Origin of the sequence: Pseudomonas sp. RV120224-01b, assembly GCF_003208145.1 — a bacterium.
GTDB classification, from domain to species: Bacteria; Pseudomonadota; Gammaproteobacteria; order Pseudomonadales; family Pseudomonadaceae; genus Aquipseudomonas; species Aquipseudomonas monteilii.
This window is the reverse complement of sequence record NZ_QKMQ01000007.1, coordinates 73,291-92,115: the sequence shown is the minus strand read 5'-3', so window position 1 is coordinate 92,115 and position 18,825 is coordinate 73,291. Positions and strand designations below refer to the sequence as shown.

Genomic DNA, 18,825 nt, shown 5'->3' with positions numbered 1-18,825 from the left:
AGGCGCTCTTAGGAGCGCCTGTTGCTGGTGGTCAAACTGCCTCAGGCAGACTGACGGGCTGCGGTGGGTTTGCGCGCGGAGGCCGGGGTTGGCTGACCTTGATCGGAGTCACCGTCAGTGTCTGCCTTATCTCCTTCCGCCTCTGCATGCTCAGCACCCTCAGCAGCGGGTGCAACGTCAGTGCGGGCGGGCGCACGGTAGCTGAATTGGCCATCGACCTTGATCCACTCGATGAAGATCAGTCGGCCTTTGAGGCTGGCGCCGGGTTGCCCCTTGCGTTCGCCTTTCTCGTACATGAATGGATCGACCCAAAGATCGCCGATGCGAAACGCGATGAGTACCTTGCGCTCCGCGCGGACGTCTTCCAGATGCTCACGGATCAGCCGGTCGGCTTCGCCGCTCGCGACCTTGCAATCGAAGCGGGTGTACTCGACGTCGTCCGAGGCACCGTGCAAGGCAGCGATGTCACAGGCCATGAACGATTGGCCGCGGCGAACCGGGACTTCGCGAACACGGTTCAGGTAACCGATGCCTTGGGTGTGCAGGTTGAAGTAGGTGGTGGGGGCGTTATTGCTTGCAGTAGTCATGGTGGAGCTCCTGTTCAGCAGAAACGCGGACATCCACCGGCCCTGGCGGCTGGTGAGTTCCGCAAGGGAGAGATGCAAAAACGTGATCGGTGTGGAGGGCGCTCATCACCGACGGGTCGATGAACGTGCGAGCTGCCGAGCGCGAGTCGCACTTGGGAGAACCACCCGAAGCGGGCGCAGCCTTGAAGGTCCTGGCTGCCTGGGCGCTGTCAACGACAGCGGCGTGTACCTCATCTATAAAACGCTATGAAAGGTGCGTCAATGGAGGATTTCAGGCGATCTGAGCGAGCGGAAGCGGGTGGTTTTCAGTAGATTGTCAGCGGCGAAAAAATAGCCCGACGGTAATCGGGCTAGGAGGAGAGGGACCACCTTTGACTCGTATCCTGACAGCTAAGTCATCGCAAACCTCAAGCTGTCGTTCCGAGCAATCAACCGACCCTTGTCGTGGCCTGGATCGGAACCAACTGGCACGCATCCGCGCACAAAAGGTGCCCAGTCTTTCGCCGGCGGGCACCGGGGCTGAGCATGGCCGCCGAAGCGGATGACCCCTGCGGCCTGTAGCAAGCCGCGTGGGTCATCCGCCTCAGTCCGACGCTGATAACGTAAGGTTGACGCTGGGAGCGGTGGAAGAGAGGGCTCCGAACTCAATGAGTCTGACCGAGCTGCCCGGAGCGAATCGGTCTGGGATCGCCAGGGGCGATGGGCAGTCCCACTACAGCAGCGCCGCCGGTTGGCGTCAAGCGGTGGCGCCTCTGCTACTTGGATCTGACCGGGCGCTTGCTCGTCTTCAAGGGCTTCGTGCCTTTGCAGTCTGGATAGCGCGAGCACGACCAGAAGTCTCCGGCCCGACCTTTGCGCTGGCGCATGACACTGCAACACACCGGACAACTTGGGCCTTTGGGAACTGGCAGCGGCAGAGTGAGCGAGCGGTGGCTCTGCACCAGTTGTGTCAGCCACGCAGCCTGCTTGGCGAGGAAGGTGTCGATGCTAAGCTGGCCTGATTCAATGCGGTCCAGAGCCTGCTCCCAGAGAGCGGTCAGCACGGGATCGGCGACCTCCCGTGGCACGGCTTCGATCAGCGTGTGCGCGGCTGCTGATGCCGCCAGGCTTCGCCTTTTCTTCTGCAAGTACCCGTGATCTATCAACCCTTGGATGATCGTCGCGCGAGTGGCTTCGGTGCCAATGCCGATACTGTCCTTGAGCTTCTGCTTGAGACGCGGATCGTCCACCTGATTGGCAATGGTTTTCATCGCTTTGACCAGGGTACCTTCGGTAAACGCTTTCGGCGGTTGGGTCTGCTGAGCGGAGACCGCGGTGTCCAGCAGCGTGATGTCAGCGCCTTCGTACAACGTCGGCAGCGATTGGCTGGGCTCTGGCTGATCGCTGTCACCGAGTTCGTCTATTACGGCTTTCCAGCCACGCACCTGGATCTGTTTGCCGCGGGCGACCAGACAGTCCTGACCCGCCTCCAGCAGGACTTGGCTTTTCAGATATTCATAATCGGGGAGGAATTGGGCTAGGTAGCGAGCGCGGATCAGTGAATAGACAGCGCGCTCGTGCTCGGACAGCAGCGACAGGTCGGTCACGACTGCGGTGGGGATGATGCCGTGGTGAGCGGTGATCTTGGTAGTGTTCCAGGCGCGTGAGCGTCGCGCGGGGTCAGCCGATTTCAACCAATGCGCCAAGGGTGAGGACGCGGAGGCAAGGGCCCGTAGTACCTTGGGAACGTCATCTAGCATGCTTTCGGGCAGGAAGCCGCAGTCGGTTCGCGGGTAGGTTGTGGCCTTATGGTTTTCGTACAACGCCTGCGCAGCGGCCAGCGTTTCTTGAACCCCAAGGCCCAGCTTGGCGGAGCAGACTTCCTGCAGGGTGCCCAGGTCAAAGGGGAGGGGCGGGCCTTTGCGGACAGCCTCGATTTGGATACTGCCGACCTTCGCCGAAGCTCGATGTTCCAATCGTGCCGCAGCCTCCTGTGCAGCGGTCTCGGTGAGACAACGGCCGCTGTCATCGCACGCGTGCGCCGGGGGCTGCCAACGTGCACGAAAGCGCGTGCCGTCGGCCTCCAAGGTGGCCTCAACGGTCCAGAACGGTTTAGCGACAAAGCTGGCAATCTCGCGATCGCGCTCGACCACCAAGCGCAACGTTGGTGTCTGTACGCGGCCCACGGGCAGCATCCCGTCGAAGCCGACACGTCGGCCCAGCAGGGTGAACAGACGGCTTAGGTTGATGCCGATCAGCCAGTCGGCTCGTGATCGCGCCAGTGCGCAGTGATACAGCGGTAGGGTCTGCTCGCCCGGACGCAGGGCGGCCAAAGCCCGGCGGATCGATGCCTCATCCAGGGCAGACAACCACAGACGCTGAATCGGACCGCGGTACTGGCAACGCTCAATGATTTCGCGAGCAATCATCTCGCCCTCACGATCGGCGTCGGTGGCGATTATCACCTCGGAGCATGACTTCAGCAGATCCTGGATAACTTTCAACTGCTTGGCCACCTTCGGTTTGACGACGACTTGCCACTGCCCGGGGATGATGGGCAGATCCTCCAGGGTCCAGCGCCGATAGCGGTCACCATAGCTTTCCGGTGGAGCGGTCTCCAGCAGATGGCCCACGCACCAGGTCACCGTCACCCCTGATCCGGTCAGACAGCCTTCGCTGCGCCGGGTGGCTTGGAGGACGAGTGCGATATCGCGAGCTTGCGAAGGCTTTTCACAGATGAATACACGCATGAGCAGGCACTCCCAGTCGGTTCATGACAGCGTGCCGAGGTGGGATAGCGGGGCTAGCGGAAAGCCGAATTTGTGCAGATCACTTCAGCAATCAGTCTGACGGGAAAAGGGAGGCGGTTACGGAGTGTTGATCAGCGCCGAGCGAGGTGCGTAGCCAGTTGACGTAAGCTGTCTACGGCAAATAGTCGATCGGCTTCACTCAGATCTTGCAGCATCTCAGCGATTACCAAGCCTTGATCGCGAGGCCGGCTACTTGCGACCAGCAATAGTTCGTCTGCAGAGCATTGGTAGATGTCCGCCAACTGCAGCAACTTGGTGACGGACAGGTCGACTTGGCCACGCTCCATCCGGGAAACGGCCTCCCCGCTAATCTGCAGCCGCTCGCCCACTTCTTCCTGAGTAAGTTTGCAGGCGTTGCGAAACTTGGCCAATTGGCGGCCAATGTGACGGGAGTTGGGCTTTTTGGCTGGCAATGGGGCGTTCTCCAATTCGACCCATATGGTTGACCATCAACCTGTGCATATGAACGCCCTAAAAGGTTGACTATCAACCTTATGCGGCGTATTACGGCTATAAAATGCAGCTGTGGACTGTCGTGGAGGGTAGGGGCATGGGGGAAAGTAAGTGCGGTGTAACCGAGGTTTTGCAGCTGAAAGCCTACGAGTTGCTGCTAGTGACACACCTTGAACCGAACAACCCATACGCTCGCACCGAATTGATTGAATGGCTACTGGAAAGCCCTGTGCACCAGCTTGCATTACGTGCTTTGAGCGGATACTTGGAGCACGCCAGGTTGCTTTTAGCCAACACCTCATTAGCTTCGTCATCGCGTCATTGAACTAGTCCATTCAGTTTGCACTGTGTCCGGTGGGTGGCCGTTCTTAACCAAAATCGCGCTGGCTCGGCCAGCCCACCGAGTACCACAATCTCTGCCTACTTGCGCACGCTCTTCTTGGCCGCGTGTTTGCGTGTATTGCTGCCGCCGTCCTGAGCTTTTTCACGCATGGTCACTGACGCCAATCGGTGGGGTAGGATGCCGATGCGTCGGGCCTCGACCTTGAACGTCACTCGAGCGTTGTCCTCGCTGTCCTCCCACTCTTCTTTGACCGTACGGCCTTCGACCAGGATGCGCATGCCCTTTTGGAACAGGGTGCTCCAGTGCTCGGCATCGCGGTGCCAGAGTTCGACCGGTGCCCAGTAACCACCGCGATCCTCGTAGTTGCCGTCACGCGGTACCGGATTGTCGAAATACACATTGAGCCGCAGCAGGCGACGCGGCTCTTCGGGGTTGGTATTGAATTCCTGAAACTCGGGAACGCTGCCGATGTTGCCTTCGCCAACAAATAACGTGCTCATGGGATTGACTCCGGGTGTGGTGAAACGGTGCTGCCGAGGGCGGCCTCGGCGTCGAGTAGCTGGTGGGCGGACGCGCTGGCTTGGCGGTGCAGTGAGTGCAGGCTGCTCATTTGCAGGTTTAGGACCACGCGGTTGACCTCCAACTGGTGCAGCGCCTCGCGCACTGCAGGTGCCAGCTGCGGCTGCTCCATCGCCTGCTTCCACACCTCCGCGCCCATTCGGGTGAAGTCACGGCTGCGCCAGCGCAAAAAGTCCGTTCCGGCTGCGCTGTGCTGCACCACCAACCGCAGGTCCAGCAGCGAGAAGGGTGGCTGCGCCACGATTGCGAGCATGCCTGCCATCAGCCCCGCGACCTGGGTACGCAGGCGCAGGATCGATTCGGCGAACTGCTGCAGCTCCCCCTTACCCTTAAAAGGCTTTAAAAGGCCTTTTAGGGAGGCACCCTGTTCGAACTGACGATAGGCATCCGTTGAAAGGCGCCGTGCGATCGCTTCGGCCAGGGTCATGCCTCATCGCCTTCCGGCGCGGGTGGCAGGTTCAGGGCCTCTTCGGCGATCTCAATCGGTGGTGTTGCCAGACTCGCATCCATCGTCTGGCGCAGAATGGGCGGAGCAAAACGGGAGCGGCGCGTGCCCTCGAGCACGTCTTGCGGGGGTAAACCGAACTTGTCCACGGCCTCACGCGCGCGGGCGTTGTTGGCGGCTACGTCGTCCCGGCTGACGCCGGCCAGACGGTAGCGCTGGGCCAGGCCGAATACGCTGCGCAGCAGGTGCGCGCCGCGGTCGATCCAGATCTCCATGTCGCCTCGACCAATGAGGGCGGTGTGATGCGCCAGCAGCACGCGCCGCACCAACGTGTCGTAGTCGGTCAGCAGGTACACGGCGAGAAAGCCGAGCTGGCTGCCGATGAACAGTGGCAGGGTTACCGGATGGATATTGAGGTTGTCTCCGACATCGACCTGAGTGGGGAGATCGCGCTCCACTAGGCTGACCTGTTCGGTCAACGTTTGCAGATCAGCCTTCGCCTGCAGCAGCTTGTCTTCGAGTTGCAGCATGAACCAGTCGGCAAAGGGATCGTCCTGGCTACTGGCCTGTTTGAGCAGGTTGGTCACGCTGATGTAGCCGGCCATGCCGAGGATGCCATGGACGCCCTCGCGGGCGGCTCGTCCCTGCCACAGTCGCGCGGCATGGTGGGTGTGCAGGGTGAGCGTGATGCTGCTGCGCAGTGAGCCCAGGTTGAGCTGGTAGTGGTCGACCATCGCCGGATCCTCGCCGTTGAAGTGAGGCAGACGATGAGCTCTGTCACCGCACTCGGCTTGGATCAACGCGAAGGTGCTGGGCTCGTATTTTCAGACAATGGACGTCCATGGACTTGATCACACTAGGCATCAAATCCACAGTGTTCCGGTGCTAGGTCGTTGCATTCGGGACGCGGCAACGCTGTTTGAGTTCTTCCAGGCAGGCGAGGGCAAGTGGCGAGGCGGTGCGCTGCTCGCCGGGCTGCCGGCGTTCGCGAGGGGGTTCAGGTTCCGTCACAGTGGCTGGCGGCTGCCGAGCTTTGTGCTCTGGAGCAGTCGTATCGCTGCGTGCGGCCCACAAGTTGAATTCGCCTTGGCACGCTCGCTTGATCAGCCCCATCAGATAGGCGACCGGCTTTCGGATCTCGCCGCGGGCGCAACGTACCGCCGCCTCGTTGATTACCGCTTGCTGTTGTTCTGGCTCTAGCGGGCGCATTGCTTGGGAAGCCATGCGCCGCTCGGCAGGACTCAGTTTTAGGTCTTCTGGCCAGCGCGCTCGTCCGAACTCCACGTGTGCCAGTACTGTACTTTTTTTGCTTTTGTCTTTTTGTACTGTACGGCCGTCGTCGGCATTCCGAACGGCAGCGGAAACAGGGGTTCTGCCGCTGGATTCGGAATACGTTGCCGGGGCTTGCGTATTCCGAACCCAGTGGTATTCACCGCGTTCGGAATACGCCGCCTCATTGCTCATCAGCGGCAGCGTGTGTTGCTCCGCCACCGCCGGGGGCATCGCAAGCATGGCCTTGTCGGCAGCGGCGACCTTGGGGTCTGCCTGAATGTCTGCGATCACATGCCCGGCGACATCCCTGACGCCTTTGGTGGCATGGGTTAGATTTTGCAGCAGCAGTGATCGGTAGCCGCTGTCGAGCTCTAACTGCTCGGCCGCCGTCAAAGGATCTCCGTGCAGCACATAGACGGAACCGCGCAGACAGCCCTGTGCATCCCGCGAACGCTCGACCAGGCTCAGCCAGCGGGTGGTTCGTAGCACATTGAGCGCCCGGGCGATCGTTTCACGGGAGGCCTGGGCACCGCAGGGGCTGGTCGCCAAGTAGGGCTGAAGATCCTGATAGCGGGGTGTCTGCACCTTACGCTCGGTGATCAGCCAACGCAGGACCTGCCAAGTGTTGCGCTCGAGCGGCGTGAGGCGGCGATCCAGCAACAGCTTCAGGGGCAATGGATCATTGTCGCCATAGTAGATCGTGCGTATCGGTGCCGCCGCAGCAGCGGACTCTGCCAGTTTTGCCTGCGTGGCCTGCCATTCCAAGCGCCGCCGGAGCGCGTCGTAGCACTGGCGCACGACGTCCTGCCAATCGACCTCGTAGAAGCTCAGCATGGGGCACCTCCGTACAGTTCGATCTGTTGCCAGATCAGCGTCAGGCTGATGTGCTGCTCTTCAGCGAGCATCATCATCGCGTCGAGTGGATCATTCTCCGGGTCTTCCTCACGCAACTGGCTCCAGCGGTTCCACACCGCATGCTCCTGTGCCTCGGTTAGTTGTACCGGTCGACCGCGGTGGGTTTCGATCTTCAGGATCCGGCGGCGAAGGGCGGTTTCCGAATGATCCAGGCCGAACCAGCGGTACATGATGCTGGAGCTGGCCCCGAGTTTCAGCGCTCGGTTGATCAGTCGCTCGTTTAGTTCGTCCCGCTCGGCCTGGGCAATGAGCCGTCGCAACACGGTGGTGTCAACTTTGATCTCCACCCAACTGATCGTCGAATGGGCCAGCTGCGACAGCGTGGTCGGCGGTAACGACTGCAATACCTCAATGTCCTCATCCGCCAGGCCGAGGGCTTTGCAGCGTTGCAAACGCCCGTGGCGCAGCTCATGCAGCACCTGGTTCAACATGGCATGGTTCAGCAGGTTGAAAGTCGTGGTCATGAGGTGGCTCCTCACGTTAACGGAGGGTCGACAGCGTAATATCGATCAACTGCCGTGCATGGCGGATCAGGGCAAACAATTGCTCCAGTTGCTCGTCTGGCAAGCGCTCAAGGTCAATGGTCAGGGCAGGGCGCTCGGCAAATGGAAGGTCGTAAACACCGATCAGCAATTGCCCAAACAGGGCTGCTGGCAACTGCTGGCGTTGCGCCCAGCCCACGTCATCCTGCAGGCGCAACAGCGCCGAGAGAAGAAGTTGGATGCCCGTGCGTCGAGGGGTGAGGGTGGCGTTCTGGTCCAGAGCCAGGATGAAACCGAGACCGTCTGATTGTCGCAGCACCAAATCGTCGGCATCGGCGTAATCAGCGAGGTCTTTCGCCAGTTCGGCACAGTGTTCCCGCAGGCCGTAGATGTCGTCGGTAGTTCCAAATCGGGTGTTCGCCGGACCCGACGAGGTTCGGCCTGAATCATTGACCTCTGATGGCTCGTTTCCGGACGGTTCGTTTCCAAGCGCTTGCAGGATATGTGGTAGTCGAGGTTGAGGGGGGGAAGTGTATTCAACACTGGCCACGCCCGGATCAACGTTTGCCGACTCAGGAATTTGCGCTGACTCGATAACCTGATTCGCTGCTGGTGCTGGTGCTGGTGCTGGTGCTGGTGCTGGTGCTGGGCTGGGGGGTGGGTCCTGTTGCGATAGGCGTGGCATTGGTGGTGCGGGGTTCGGCAGCGCGCGGCTGTCTTGGTGGATGTCCAGCGCAAGGACTCGTGGCGATTGGTTCAGGTATACAGCCAGTTTAGCGATGAGTTCATCCTGTAGATGGCTGGTATCTAGCTCGGGTTTCTCGTCATCGAAGGTAGACAACACCTCCATCCAGAGCAGCGAGAACTGCTGGGGATCACCGAGATACTGATTCCAGGTCGACTCCGCTCGGCGTCGCAGGGTAATCACGCGCTCGATACTGGGTTTACCGAGGCCTGAATAGAGTAACTGGGGAATGGAGGGCAGGAGATGCTCTACTGCATCGAACATGCGACTGATGTGCGATTGCGAGATGGGATACCCACCCTTGCTCAAGCGTATTGCAAGCTCACGCTGACTGAGGGTCTCGCCGGGCTCCTGGAGCATGTCCAATAGTTTCGCGACCGCCAGCGCCCGTTCGATGAATGTCAGTTGTCCATGCAGATCGCTTTCTGCCAAATGTCCGAGCAAGGCATGCGGCTCGGATTGCCAGGGGCGGAACAGGCAATTGAGGCGGAAGAACTGTTCCTCGTGAGTTTCCTGCCATAGTTCGCCGAGGATGCTCAGGCGAGTGTTGCCGCCATTGCGAATGATGAAGTGCTGCTCGTTGGGCCGACGAGTGATGGATGGTGGATGGTCCAGGCCGCGCTCACGAATGGAGGCTTTGAGCTCGTCATACAGTGGGTTGCGCACCACCCGAGGATTCAGCTCGTAGGGGCGCAATTGCTCCAGCGTAACGACCATTGCCGTTTCACCAACAGGGTCGGCCGGCTGCTCACGGCTCTTCTGTGGGAAGTGCGGTTTGTGTAGTTGGCGGGTTATATCTTCGGAGGTCGGTGGCTTCATCACGCGTTCTCCGGTCAGCTACGGTGGGTCAGCCGGCTGCTTCCAGCTGTTATTTTTTTAGAGTTGGGTCTCACCAGGGAGCGTAAGTGATCGGCCCAGTCCGGTAGCAGCTCGATTGCCAAGGCATGCATGATTTCTGCTGCGCAACGGTTGCGGCTGTGACCAGGGACGGCGGACTCAACGCGATGTACGGGCAGTCCGAGAGAGGCAGCATTGAGATAAGCAACTCGATCGGGAATCACAGTGGAGCAGACGCTGACGAGCGGATCAGTCTTGAAGGATTCTCGCAAGCTCTCCATGATCAATCGGGTGTCGCGGCGATTCGCATTCACCTGATTCAGCAACAACTTCACCGTCGGCAGTGGTACCCCCAGAGAGCGGTACGGCTTCAGTTCGTCCAGCAGCTCGAGGGTCCCACGTCGCAGTTCGCGCGCAGCCAGCATTTCTGGTGGAACGGGGCAGACTGCGCAGTCGGAGGCAAGAATGGCCATCTCGACAACGACACTACGCGCGCCTTGGGTGTCGACGATAAGCACATCATAGTTTTCCTCGAAGATGGGTAACAGGTTGCGCAGGCGCAGGCGTCCATCGGCCGCGTGTAGTAACAGAGTGCTCATATGACCAGCGCGATCATTGGAGGCGATTAACGACAATCGAGGAATTTTCGTATGTGTAATCACCTGCTCAGTTGAGCTGAATTTCTGGCAGATGAGCTCGTAACTGCCGGACTCGCAAGTCGTAGCCAGAGCGTAGTAACTGGAAAGCGTCGGTTGGCTGTCGAGATCCAGTAGCAGTACGCGTAGCCCGAAGTCGGCTAGCAAGCCGCCAAGATTGGCGGCGACCGTCGTCTTGCCGGCGCCACCTTTGGTTGAGATCAACGAAAGGACCTTCATCGCGTCAGTCCCCTGCAGAGAGTCGGTCCTGAACCCACTGCTCGATTTCAATTGAGTCCCAGCCGACTGCGCGAGTACCAATCCGTCGGCACTGCGGGAACAGCCCAGCTTTCATCAAGTTATAGATGTGAGAACGTTTGAAGCCGGTTTTTTGCTCAACCTCATCGCGACGCATGATGTGTCGATCGGCCGACAGGGAAGTGGGGATGATGGATTGCACGATGTCACTCCTTAGCGCGGGGTGGCGCGTCTTGGGATGTGACGGATAGTGAAGTGCGATCGACGTAAAAAATCATTGCCAGGCAATGATACCTATTGCCTGGCAACTCGACGCTAGCGCTCTAGGACTTGGGCCAAATGGCGTCGGGCCTCAGCAAATTTCCGATCGAGGGTGCGTTTGCTCAACCCTGGAGTGCTTGGGAAGCGGTTGACGATGGCGTCGACAATTGCTGATTGGTTTTTATAGATCGACGGAAATCGGGTTGAGCTCGATCTGGCTAGAGTGACATCGAGTAGCGACGCAATGATGACGGAAAGCACCATGCTTGAAGCTTCCCTCGGGGTAGCAAGCGCATCAAGGCGGTTTGAAAGTGTTCGCCTTTCATGTGACTGTCCAGCTAGCTCAGTCTCCAGCGACGCCAGCTGTGCATGGCATTTGGCTAGTTCGCGCTGAATTGCATCCAGCTCGGCTTTCTGAGCCAGGTGTACGCCAAGGCTTATGCATTGGGAGTGATCGAGATCTCTCGAGAAAAGAAACTCCGGTTTCTCATCGGGATAGTAACGGGCAATCCAAATACGCAGATCAGTATGTCGAAGAGTTACAAATGCTCGGTCGACCTGATTGTCAGGAGTGATCGGACTGCCAAGGTACATCGCCGGTAGCTCGTAGCGCGCGATGGCGTCGTATATGCGTTCGACGTACGCATGGAGAAATGGCCATTGCGGAAAATGAGTCGACAACTTTTCGGGGCATGTCAAGGCGACCTGCATGATGTCGGCTTCATGGGCTGCGAGGTCACACCAGAGAAGCGCAGCACCAATCGGATGGTAGGAGTTTCTGGTTGATGCCATCTGCTCAGCCTCCTGCAGTCATGTCCCTGAGCTCAAGCCTTGCTGTGTCAGCATGTGCTCTAGAGCAACCACATACCGCTCAGCAGCAGAGCATTATCAACTACGCATCAAAACAGCCACTTACGCGGAACACGGAAAACGTAAATTTTCCACAAATCGTTTGAGGAAGGGTGACCTTGAAGCTGCACGTCGGAGTGTTGCGTACCTTCGTTTTGTAGGCGGTGTTGAGCAGCTCGAGAAGGTGAAACCTGTTGGGGTCCCTTGCATGCCACCAAACCAGGCCTTTGGGCGAGTCCCGCTGTGAGTGGCTGGTTGTTCTGGTCCTACGTCAATAATTCTCATCGCGCAGACGTCCGGATCTGAGTGGCCTAACTATACATTGATGTCGTTCATCATCAAACAGATTGGTTGATTTGGTTGGAGTCGATTTCACGTGCTCAGGGCTCCCGAGCCCCATCGAGCACAGGCTTTAACACAAAACCGAGTTGCATCGATGTCCAGAATCATCGCCAGCGGTTTTGAGGGAGGAGGGGCCTCTCAGACTGAGAAAATACCCGCGCGGCTTTGAAAGCGAAGCCCTTGACCCTTCGTCTACTCCCCGGACTCCTGTCGGGCATGCCTACGTAGTTGATCGAGATAGTCAGACCACAACTGGGCAGCTTCCCTACGCTGACTGAGAAGCTGGGCGCGCGCGTATACGGCACCAAGCGCTCCAGGCATCCGATGTGATAGTGAGAGCTCTAGGACTATCGGATCAACGCCCAAATGTTCATGGGCGATGGTTCGATAGGTCGCGCGGAACCCGTGGGCAGTGATGGCGTATTCTGGCCAGATTCGCTGGAACGACTTGAGCATGGACGTTGAGTCAATAGGTCGACCTGGATAGACCGGGGAAACGAATACCCAGCCGTTGCCGGCTTCATCGACGACGCGGTTACTCTCTAGCTCACGCAAGAGGATCAGGGCCTGCTCTGGCAAAGGAACGATATGTTTCGTTTTGTCTAGATGTTTTGTTTTGCCGACGACATAGCGCCAGTCAGCGCCGACAAGGTCGACATCCTCCCACCGCATCTTCACCAATTCTCCGGGCCGTACTGGGAGCATCACCAGTAGGCGCATCGCATTGGTTACGCTACCGTCGTGCAGATCATCCAGGCGCAGTAGAAATTTGCCTAAGTCCGCGGGCCTTTCGATCGCAGGATTGCTGGTCACTACGTGGCGAACCTTAAGCTCCTCACTGTTGCTCAGTGCGACATTACGCTCAATCCATCCGCGGCCCTCCGCAAATCCCAATATGGCCCGGATGATGGTACGTACACGCTTTGCCATCGCGAGGGTACGACGATGGCGAAGCTCGGCAATGATCGAGGTGACATGCTCAAGCTTGATCTCGGCGACTGGCTTTTGACCGATGGCTGGAAGGATGTGGTTGTTTAGTGCACCACGGAAGCCAGCGACTGACTTGGGTACGAGGTCAGAGGATTTGAAAGCCATCCATTGCTCGGAGACGTATGCAAAGGTGCGTTCTTCATTGAGCAGCTGAGCTTCCATTTTGGCAATTTTTGCTTTCAATGGGGCGGTATTGTTGGCTACATCGCGGCGTGCCGATCGTGCAATATCTCGCGCTTCCTTCAAGCCAACATCGGGATAACTCCCGATCGCAAAGACGTTCTCCTTGCCATGCAAGCGGTATTTCATTCTCCAGTATTTGGACGCTGGCTTGTCCGGCTTGAGCGACGCTTTTACCTGGAGGTACAGGCCCGGCACCTCGCCGTCGGAGTACTTGCCAGGCGATGTCTGAGACCGGATGAAGGCATCGCTGAGCTTACGCCGGAATTTTGGTGAAATTTCGGGAGACATCGCTGGGGGTACCATTTTTCGAGGTGTGAAAAGTACCCTCAAAGATACCCCCGATAGTCTCGGAAACTAGCGGAATGCGACGGACGGCAGTGGATGTGAATTTGCCGTAACTAGTTGTTAATTATCGTATTTATGGATCTTGGTGGAATCCAGTCAAAGGCTATCGGGATCCCCGAAGAACATCTGGATCCTCGACCGTAACCACCGCTCCGCCGGGTCGTTATCCTGCGCCCCGCGCCAAGCCATGTGCAGCTCGAAACTGCGCACGGGTATCGGCAAGTCCTCAGCCCGCAATCCACCCGCCGCCGTCAGTGCATCGGCCGTGTAGTCCGGTACCGTGGCCACGATATCCGTGCCTGCCAGCAAGCTCCCCAGCCCGTTGAACTGCGGCACCGCCAGCACCACATGGCGCTTGCGACCAATTTCTTCCAACGCTTCGTCGATAAACCCGGAAAGGTCCCCGGCAAACGACACCAGTGCATGCGGGCGGGCACAGAAGTCGTCCAGGGTGATGCTGCCGGGCACGCTGTCGGCCCGCAGCAGTTTCGGCATGCTGCGGCGCAGCACTTTGCGTTTGGCGTTGGCCGGCAGTTCGCTGGTGTAGCTGACGCCCACCGAAATCTCGCCCGAAGCCAGCAACGTAGGCATCAGCAGGTAATTGACCCGCCGCACCACCAGCACGATACCAGGCGCTTCTGCGCGAATGCGCTTGAGCAACTGTGGCAGCAGGGCGAACTCGGCGTCGTCCGACAGGCCGATGCGGAAGACGGCATTGCTGGTGGCGGGGTCGAATTCGGCCGCGCGGCTGACCGCCGTGGAAATGGAGTCCAGCGCCGGCGACAGCAGGGCGAAGATCTCGTGGGCCCGCGCCGAGGGCTCCATGCTGCGCCCGGTGCGCACGAACAGCGGGTCGTCGAACAGGTTGCGCAGGCGCGACAGGGCCGCGCTGATGGCCGGTTGGCCGAGGAACAGTTTTTCCGCGGCACGGGTCACGCTGCGCTCGTGCATCAGCGTTTCGAACACGATCAGCAGGTTGAGGTCTACGCGACGCAGGTCGTTTCGATTCATCGGTGCGCTTCGCCTAAAGTGGGGCAGGGGTGAATCTTAAGGCCAAAGGCTGTTACCCTGCACGGGTTTAGGGGGACCAATTGCAGGGAAAGTGAGGTGCCCAATCGATGACAAGCATGTCGACTATTAATGACCGCTGATGGTCTAACCGGTAAAGCCCGGATAGAGTCAGTGGTAATTAGAGGTTCACAAAGGCGAGGTATGCGATGTCCCGCATGATCCGTTTCCACAAGTTCGGCGCTGCCGATGTGCTCCGTTGCGAGGAGCAGGCCGAACCGTCACCCGCTGCCGACGAGGTTCAGATCCGCGTCCAGGCGGTTGGCGTCAGCTGGTATGACGTGCTTTGGCGCCAGAACCTGGCGCCGTCCCAGGCACGGCTGCCTGCGGGGATCGGCCACGAAATGGCCGGGGTGGTGACGGCGGTCGGTGAAGGGGTAGAAGACATTGCCGTCGGTGATCGGGTTGCCAGCTTCCCGGCTACCAGTGCCAACGACCACCCGGTGTATGGTGATGTCATCGTGCTGCCGCGTTCAGCCATTACCCGCTATCCGGATGTACTCACCCCGATCGAGGCCAGCGTGCATTATACGCCGCTGCTGATCGCCTATTTCGCCTACGTCGACCTGGCGCGGGCCAAGGCCGGGCAGACTGCGCTGGTCACCGATGCCAGCCATTGCGCCGGCCCTGCCTTCGTGCAGCTGGGCAAGGCATTGGGGCTGAAAGTGTTTGCGGCCACCAAGGAAGCTGAGCAGCGTGAGTACCTGCTGGGCCTGGGCGCCGACAAAGTGATTGTCACCGAAGAGCAGGACTTGCTGCTGCAGGTTGGCAAGTATACCGATGGCCGCGGCGTGGACATGGTTCTCGATGGCATGGGCGGCCCGCAGATGTCGCTGCTGGGCGACGTGCTGGCACCGCGTGGCAGCCTGGTGCTGTATGGCCTGCAAGGCGGCAATCAAACGCCGTTCCCGGCGTGCGCGGCTTTCCAGAAGAACATCCAGTTCTATGTGCATTGCATTGGCAACTTCACCGGCAAGCCAGAACTTGGCATCAGCCAGGACCAGGTGGCCTTGCAGCGCGCCTTGCGCGACATCAACCAGTTCACCGCCGACCAGTTGCTGACACCGCAGATCATCAAGGTGTATCCGTTCGAGCAGGTGGTAGAGGCGCATCGCTACATGGACCAATGCCCGTGCGGCGGGCGGGTGGTGCTGGACATGGCACAACACTGACGGTTGCATGCGTTACTGGAAAACCCGGGCGAGTCCCGGGTTTTTTTGTGTCTGCGGGATGGGGTTGAAACATTAAAAATAGGAACGTTCCTACAATTGAATGTGACAAGTACTACATCTAAGTGGGGTGGTTTTTAATTGTCGGAAATATTCCGCCAAATAATCTGGCTTGAACGCATTCGCCATGCGCTTCAATGTGCGTTCGTACTTCTGGTGAATGGTTTTTTTGCCGCAATCTGTATCTTCAATTCGCTCTGCATCCCTCGATAATGGCCCGGTAGTAGTTTGCGCAAGGAGCGTGAAATGAGCATGGCTATGCCCAGGCCAGGGCAATGTGCGTTAGCGATAGGTCATCGTGGCGGAGGGCTTTTCTCGATGGCTTGGCGACAGTGAAGGGTTACGTCATTACTTCTATTCGATTGTAGGAAATTTCTTCTGGGTAAGTTTGGCGCAGGTTCAAGCTCAATACAGTGGGCTCGGCATGTGTCGGCTGAATGAAGTGGGTGAGGTGATTTCGTGACAGCTATTCACGACCAGGCAATGCATTACGTCTACGAACAAGTGCTCGAACGCTTGTTGAGCCACATGTCACAGGCGCAGCGTGCTTCCCTGCAGTTGCTGATACAGCGGCTGCTGGTTGCGGCGGGCGGGCTCGAGTACATCGGTACCTTCCGCTTGCAGGTGTTGCAGGGCGGCGATCGCCACAGTGCCAGGCTGTTGGCGATGCTGCGTGCCGCACAATTGAGTATTGCCCTGCGTGCGCCGGTAACCTTCCAGCTGCGGGTGCTGGTGGTCAGCTTGCCGGTTGCGGACAGCGCCAGGCTGGACGCGCATGAGCGCAGCTTCAGCGCACTGTTCATGCAGGATGACCCGCGGGTGCAGCTGCAGATGATCGAGGGTGGCGCAGTGGTGCCGTTTCGCCGCCAGCCCTCGGCCAGGCCCGAGCGTTGGGCACTGGCGAAAGACGCCTTGTTGATGTTCGGCCACTTGGTCGACGCGAGGCCTGAAGCCTTGCTGGGTAGCCGTCTGCACCTGGAGCTGGCGGGGGCCATAGGCTTTGCGTTGCAGGCACAGGCACCTGCCGATGCATTGGTCACCGCCATACCCGGTGCCCAGCGGCGCCGATACCTGGCATGGGCCCGGCGTAGCCTGCGCCTGTCCGGCGAGCGCGGCCCGTATGCGATGCACCAGTGCCTGGCGGTGCTGGCCCAAGGTCTGGGCCGGTTGCATGGGGTTGTCGGGGGCGCCCCCACTAGCCAGCCGGCATTGGGCGACGCAGCAGAAAGGGAGATGGTGCGGCTGATTGCCCTCGATGACCTGCTACCGTACGTGGTCGAAGCACAGCCGCTTGATAGCATGCTGGGTTGTAGCATCGAGAACGCCCCGGATGCCTGGCCACTGTCGGCATTCGTCGATCCGCAAGCCGCGGCACAGTTGCATGAACTGCGTGCACGCAGCCTGGATCCTCAGTCCAGCCGCCCCGCGTTGCGCCTGGCCGGGCAGTCGGGCGGTAGCAAGCAACACGAAATGCATCAGTCGCAACTCGGCAAAACCTACGGCATCAATCAGACGCAGCTGGTGTGCTTGCTATTCAGCCCTTTTGCCCGGCAAGGGAAGAACCTCGAACGTTTCCTGCAATGCCGGCATGCCGACATGTTGGTGGCGTTGCCGTATCTACACCGGGCGTTGCAGGGCAAACCCTGCCCAGATGCGGTGAAAGCCTGGCTGGTGAACACCAGTGGCCTGCCGCTGGTGCAGTTGCGGGCGATTTATAGCGGGCAATTGCCGCTGACCGCCTGGCGCCTGCTGAACAACCTGGCCCGCCGCGACGTGCACTTGAGGTTGATGCCTCGGCAGGCGTCGGGGCTGAGGCGCGGTTTTGCGGGGTTGTCCTGATGGGGCGAGTGGCCCCCGGCGAGTTCGCGTATCGCCAGGTATATCGCTACCTGGAAGCCTTGATCGATCAGGCGGCAAGCGGTGGCCCATGCCGCTTGCCGTCACTGCGCACACTGTCGAGACGGCTGCGGGTGTCGTTGGCAACCGTGCAGAGCGCCTACAGCCTGCTGGAAGAGGAGGGCCGCGTACGCTGCTTGCCGAGGTCGGGTTATTACGTACAACACGCCGGCAAAGTGCAAGCGGTGACCACGCCCTGCCTGCCACCCCCCGTGCAACCGCTGCTGGAGCGTGCCCTGTTTGGCCACGAACGGCGTTTCGCCCGCCAGCGTGATCGCAGCGCCGAGCCTTGGGGGGCACTTGGCAGCACCCGCCTGCGCAGTGCGTTGGCAGAACGCTATACCCGTTCTTCCAGCCAGTACTGGTGTCGCGATGATGTGCAACTGGCGCCTGATGTGCCGGCGTTGCTGGAGACGCTGCTGGCGGCGCTGGCCTTGCAGGGCGGTACCGTGCTGGTGCATTCGCCCTGTTGCCGGCAAGTGCTGCGCGCCCTGACGCGTGCAGGCATGCGTGTGCTGGAGGTGCCACCGGATGCCCGGGGTAATCCGGACCTGCACACTCTGGCCACGCTGCTGGGGAGCGAGCCTGTAAAGATGCTGGTCATGCCATCGTGCCTGGGCATGCCGCAAGGGCGGCTGGTTTCACCGTACTATCAGCAACAGCTTGGCCTGTTGCTAGGCCAACACCCTGTTTGGCTGCTGGAAAACGACCTGGACAGTGAGCTCTGTTACAACGGGCCCCCCAAAAAGCGCCTGCGTGACTGGGTCGACCCGCACAGGCTGCTGGTGATGGGCACGTTCGAGCCTGCGGTAGGGGCCGAAGCACCGTATGCCTATTTGTTGAGCAAAGACGCCGTGCTGGCCAAGGCATTCGTCGAACGTGCGTTTCGGCTTGCGCCACTGCGTCTGCAAGCGCTTGCGCACATGCTCGGCAAGGGGGAAATGGACGTACAACTGGTACACCTGCGCACAGACCTGCAAAAGCGCACTCACGGCCTGGCGCATGTGCTTGAGCTGCAATTTGGCCAACAGGTGAGGTTTGAGATGCCGCAAGGTGGGCACATGCTGTGGGTTTGCTTTCGCCAGCCGCTGGTATGGGAGCGTGTTGCCGCAGCTTTGGCAGGTTCAGCGTTGCATGCGCTGCCGGGCGCGCAGTTCTGCGTGCAGGGGCGTTACCCGCAATACCTGGCGTTGATGTGGCCGGGCGGGCTGCCGGACGACCTGCACCAAGCGGCGGAGCGTTTGGCGCAAGCGCTGGAGCAAGGCTGTCGGCGCCGTGCCCGCTTCTCACATTGAAATCGAAGTGCCTGCAAGTGCAGCACA

General features: G+C 59.7%; 17 protein-coding genes. 3 read left to right on the top strand and 14 right to left on the bottom strand.

Annotation, left to right across the window (positions count from 1 at the left end):
• Positions 1-41: 41 nt before the first annotated feature.
• From N436_RS13190 to N436_RS13125, 14 genes are all read right to left on the bottom strand, one after another.
• A complete protein-coding gene (locus N436_RS13190) occupies positions 42-587 on the bottom strand; it encodes an STY4534 family ICE replication protein (RefSeq protein WP_110741214.1) in 546 nt (181 codons plus the stop codon).
• A 755-nt stretch (positions 588-1,342) separates the two neighbouring features.
• Positions 1,343-3,316 carry a DNA topoisomerase III gene (locus N436_RS13185; RefSeq protein WP_110741213.1) on the bottom strand — a complete coding sequence of 658 codons (1,974 nt, stop codon included), beginning with the start codon at positions 3,314-3,316 and terminating at the stop codon, positions 1,343-1,345.
• A gap of 131 nt (positions 3,317-3,447) precedes the next feature.
• Complete coding sequence (locus N436_RS13180) at positions 3,448-3,789, bottom strand: helix-turn-helix domain-containing protein (protein ID WP_110741212.1); 342 nt, start codon at positions 3,787-3,789, stop codon at positions 3,448-3,450.
• A gap of 460 nt (positions 3,790-4,249) precedes the next feature.
• Positions 4,250-4,672: a single-stranded DNA-binding protein gene (locus tag N436_RS13175; protein ID WP_110741211.1), complete on the bottom strand. Its 423-nt coding sequence runs from the start codon at positions 4,670-4,672 to the stop codon at positions 4,250-4,252.
• The gene (locus N436_RS13170) at positions 4,669-5,178 is read right to left on the bottom strand and encodes a DUF3158 family protein (protein WP_110741210.1); all 510 of its coding nucleotides are present in this window, start codon (positions 5,176-5,178) and stop codon (positions 4,669-4,671) included. Before N436_RS13170 ends, N436_RS13175 begins: the two co-directional genes overlap by 4 nt.
• Positions 5,175-5,930, bottom strand: coding sequence for a PFL_4669 family integrating conjugative element protein (locus N436_RS13165; RefSeq protein WP_110741209.1), 756 nt, complete (start codon positions 5,928-5,930; stop codon positions 5,175-5,177). Before N436_RS13165 ends, N436_RS13170 begins: the two co-directional genes overlap by 4 nt.
• 151 nt (positions 5,931-6,081) lie before the next feature.
• The gene (locus tag N436_RS13160; RefSeq protein WP_110741208.1) at positions 6,082-7,302 is read right to left on the bottom strand and encodes an STY4528 family pathogenicity island replication protein; all 1,221 of its coding nucleotides are present in this window, start codon (positions 7,300-7,302) and stop codon (positions 6,082-6,084) included.
• Positions 7,296-7,847, bottom strand: coding sequence for a DUF2857 domain-containing protein (locus N436_RS13155; RefSeq protein ID WP_110741207.1), 552 nt, complete (start codon positions 7,845-7,847; stop codon positions 7,296-7,298). Before N436_RS13155 ends, N436_RS13160 begins: the two co-directional genes overlap by 7 nt.
• A gap of 16 nt (positions 7,848-7,863) precedes the next feature.
• On the bottom strand, positions 7,864-9,429 hold the full coding sequence (locus tag N436_RS13150; RefSeq protein ID WP_110741206.1) for a ParB family protein: 1,566 nt from the start codon (positions 9,427-9,429) through the stop codon (positions 7,864-7,866).
• A 14-nt stretch (positions 9,430-9,443) separates the two neighbouring features.
• Positions 9,444-10,322 (bottom strand): ParA family protein, encoded by an 879-nt coding sequence (locus N436_RS13145; RefSeq protein ID WP_110741205.1) that lies wholly within the window; start codon positions 10,320-10,322, stop codon positions 9,444-9,446.
• 4 nt (positions 10,323-10,326) lie between these two features.
• On the bottom strand, positions 10,327-10,497 hold the full coding sequence (locus tag N436_RS13140; RefSeq protein WP_110741356.1) for an AlpA family transcriptional regulator: 171 nt from the start codon (positions 10,495-10,497) through the stop codon (positions 10,327-10,329).
• Positions 10,498-10,655: 158 nt separating this feature from the next.
• Entirely contained in the window at positions 10,656-11,393 is a 738-nt protein-coding gene (locus N436_RS13135; protein ID WP_110741204.1) for a hypothetical protein, read from the bottom strand.
• Between the two features lie 591 nt (positions 11,394-11,984).
• Positions 11,985-13,253: a site-specific integrase gene (locus N436_RS13130; RefSeq protein WP_110741203.1), complete on the bottom strand. Its 1,269-nt coding sequence runs from the start codon at positions 13,251-13,253 to the stop codon at positions 11,985-11,987.
• Between the two features lie 153 nt (positions 13,254-13,406).
• Positions 13,407-14,321, bottom strand: a complete 915-nt coding sequence (locus tag N436_RS13125) for a LysR family transcriptional regulator (protein ID WP_003253946.1) — start codon at positions 14,319-14,321, stop codon at positions 13,407-13,409.
• A 206-nt stretch (positions 14,322-14,527) separates the two neighbouring features.
• On the opposite strand from N436_RS13125, the gene N436_RS13120 reads away from it, so the two are divergent.
• From N436_RS13120 to N436_RS13105, 3 genes are all read left to right on the top strand, one after another.
• Positions 14,528-15,550, top strand: coding sequence for a zinc-dependent alcohol dehydrogenase family protein (locus tag N436_RS13120; protein WP_105947728.1), 1,023 nt, complete (start codon positions 14,528-14,530; stop codon positions 15,548-15,550).
• Between the two features lie 516 nt (positions 15,551-16,066).
• Positions 16,067-17,446, top strand: a complete 1,380-nt coding sequence (locus tag N436_RS13110) for a hypothetical protein (RefSeq protein ID WP_105947727.1) — start codon at positions 16,067-16,069, stop codon at positions 17,444-17,446.
• Positions 17,446-18,798, top strand: a complete 1,353-nt coding sequence (locus tag N436_RS13105) for a GntR family transcriptional regulator (RefSeq protein WP_110741202.1) — start codon at positions 17,446-17,448, stop codon at positions 18,796-18,798. The genes N436_RS13110 and N436_RS13105 overlap by 1 nt, the downstream gene beginning before the upstream one ends.
• Positions 18,799-18,825 lie beyond the last annotated feature (27 nt).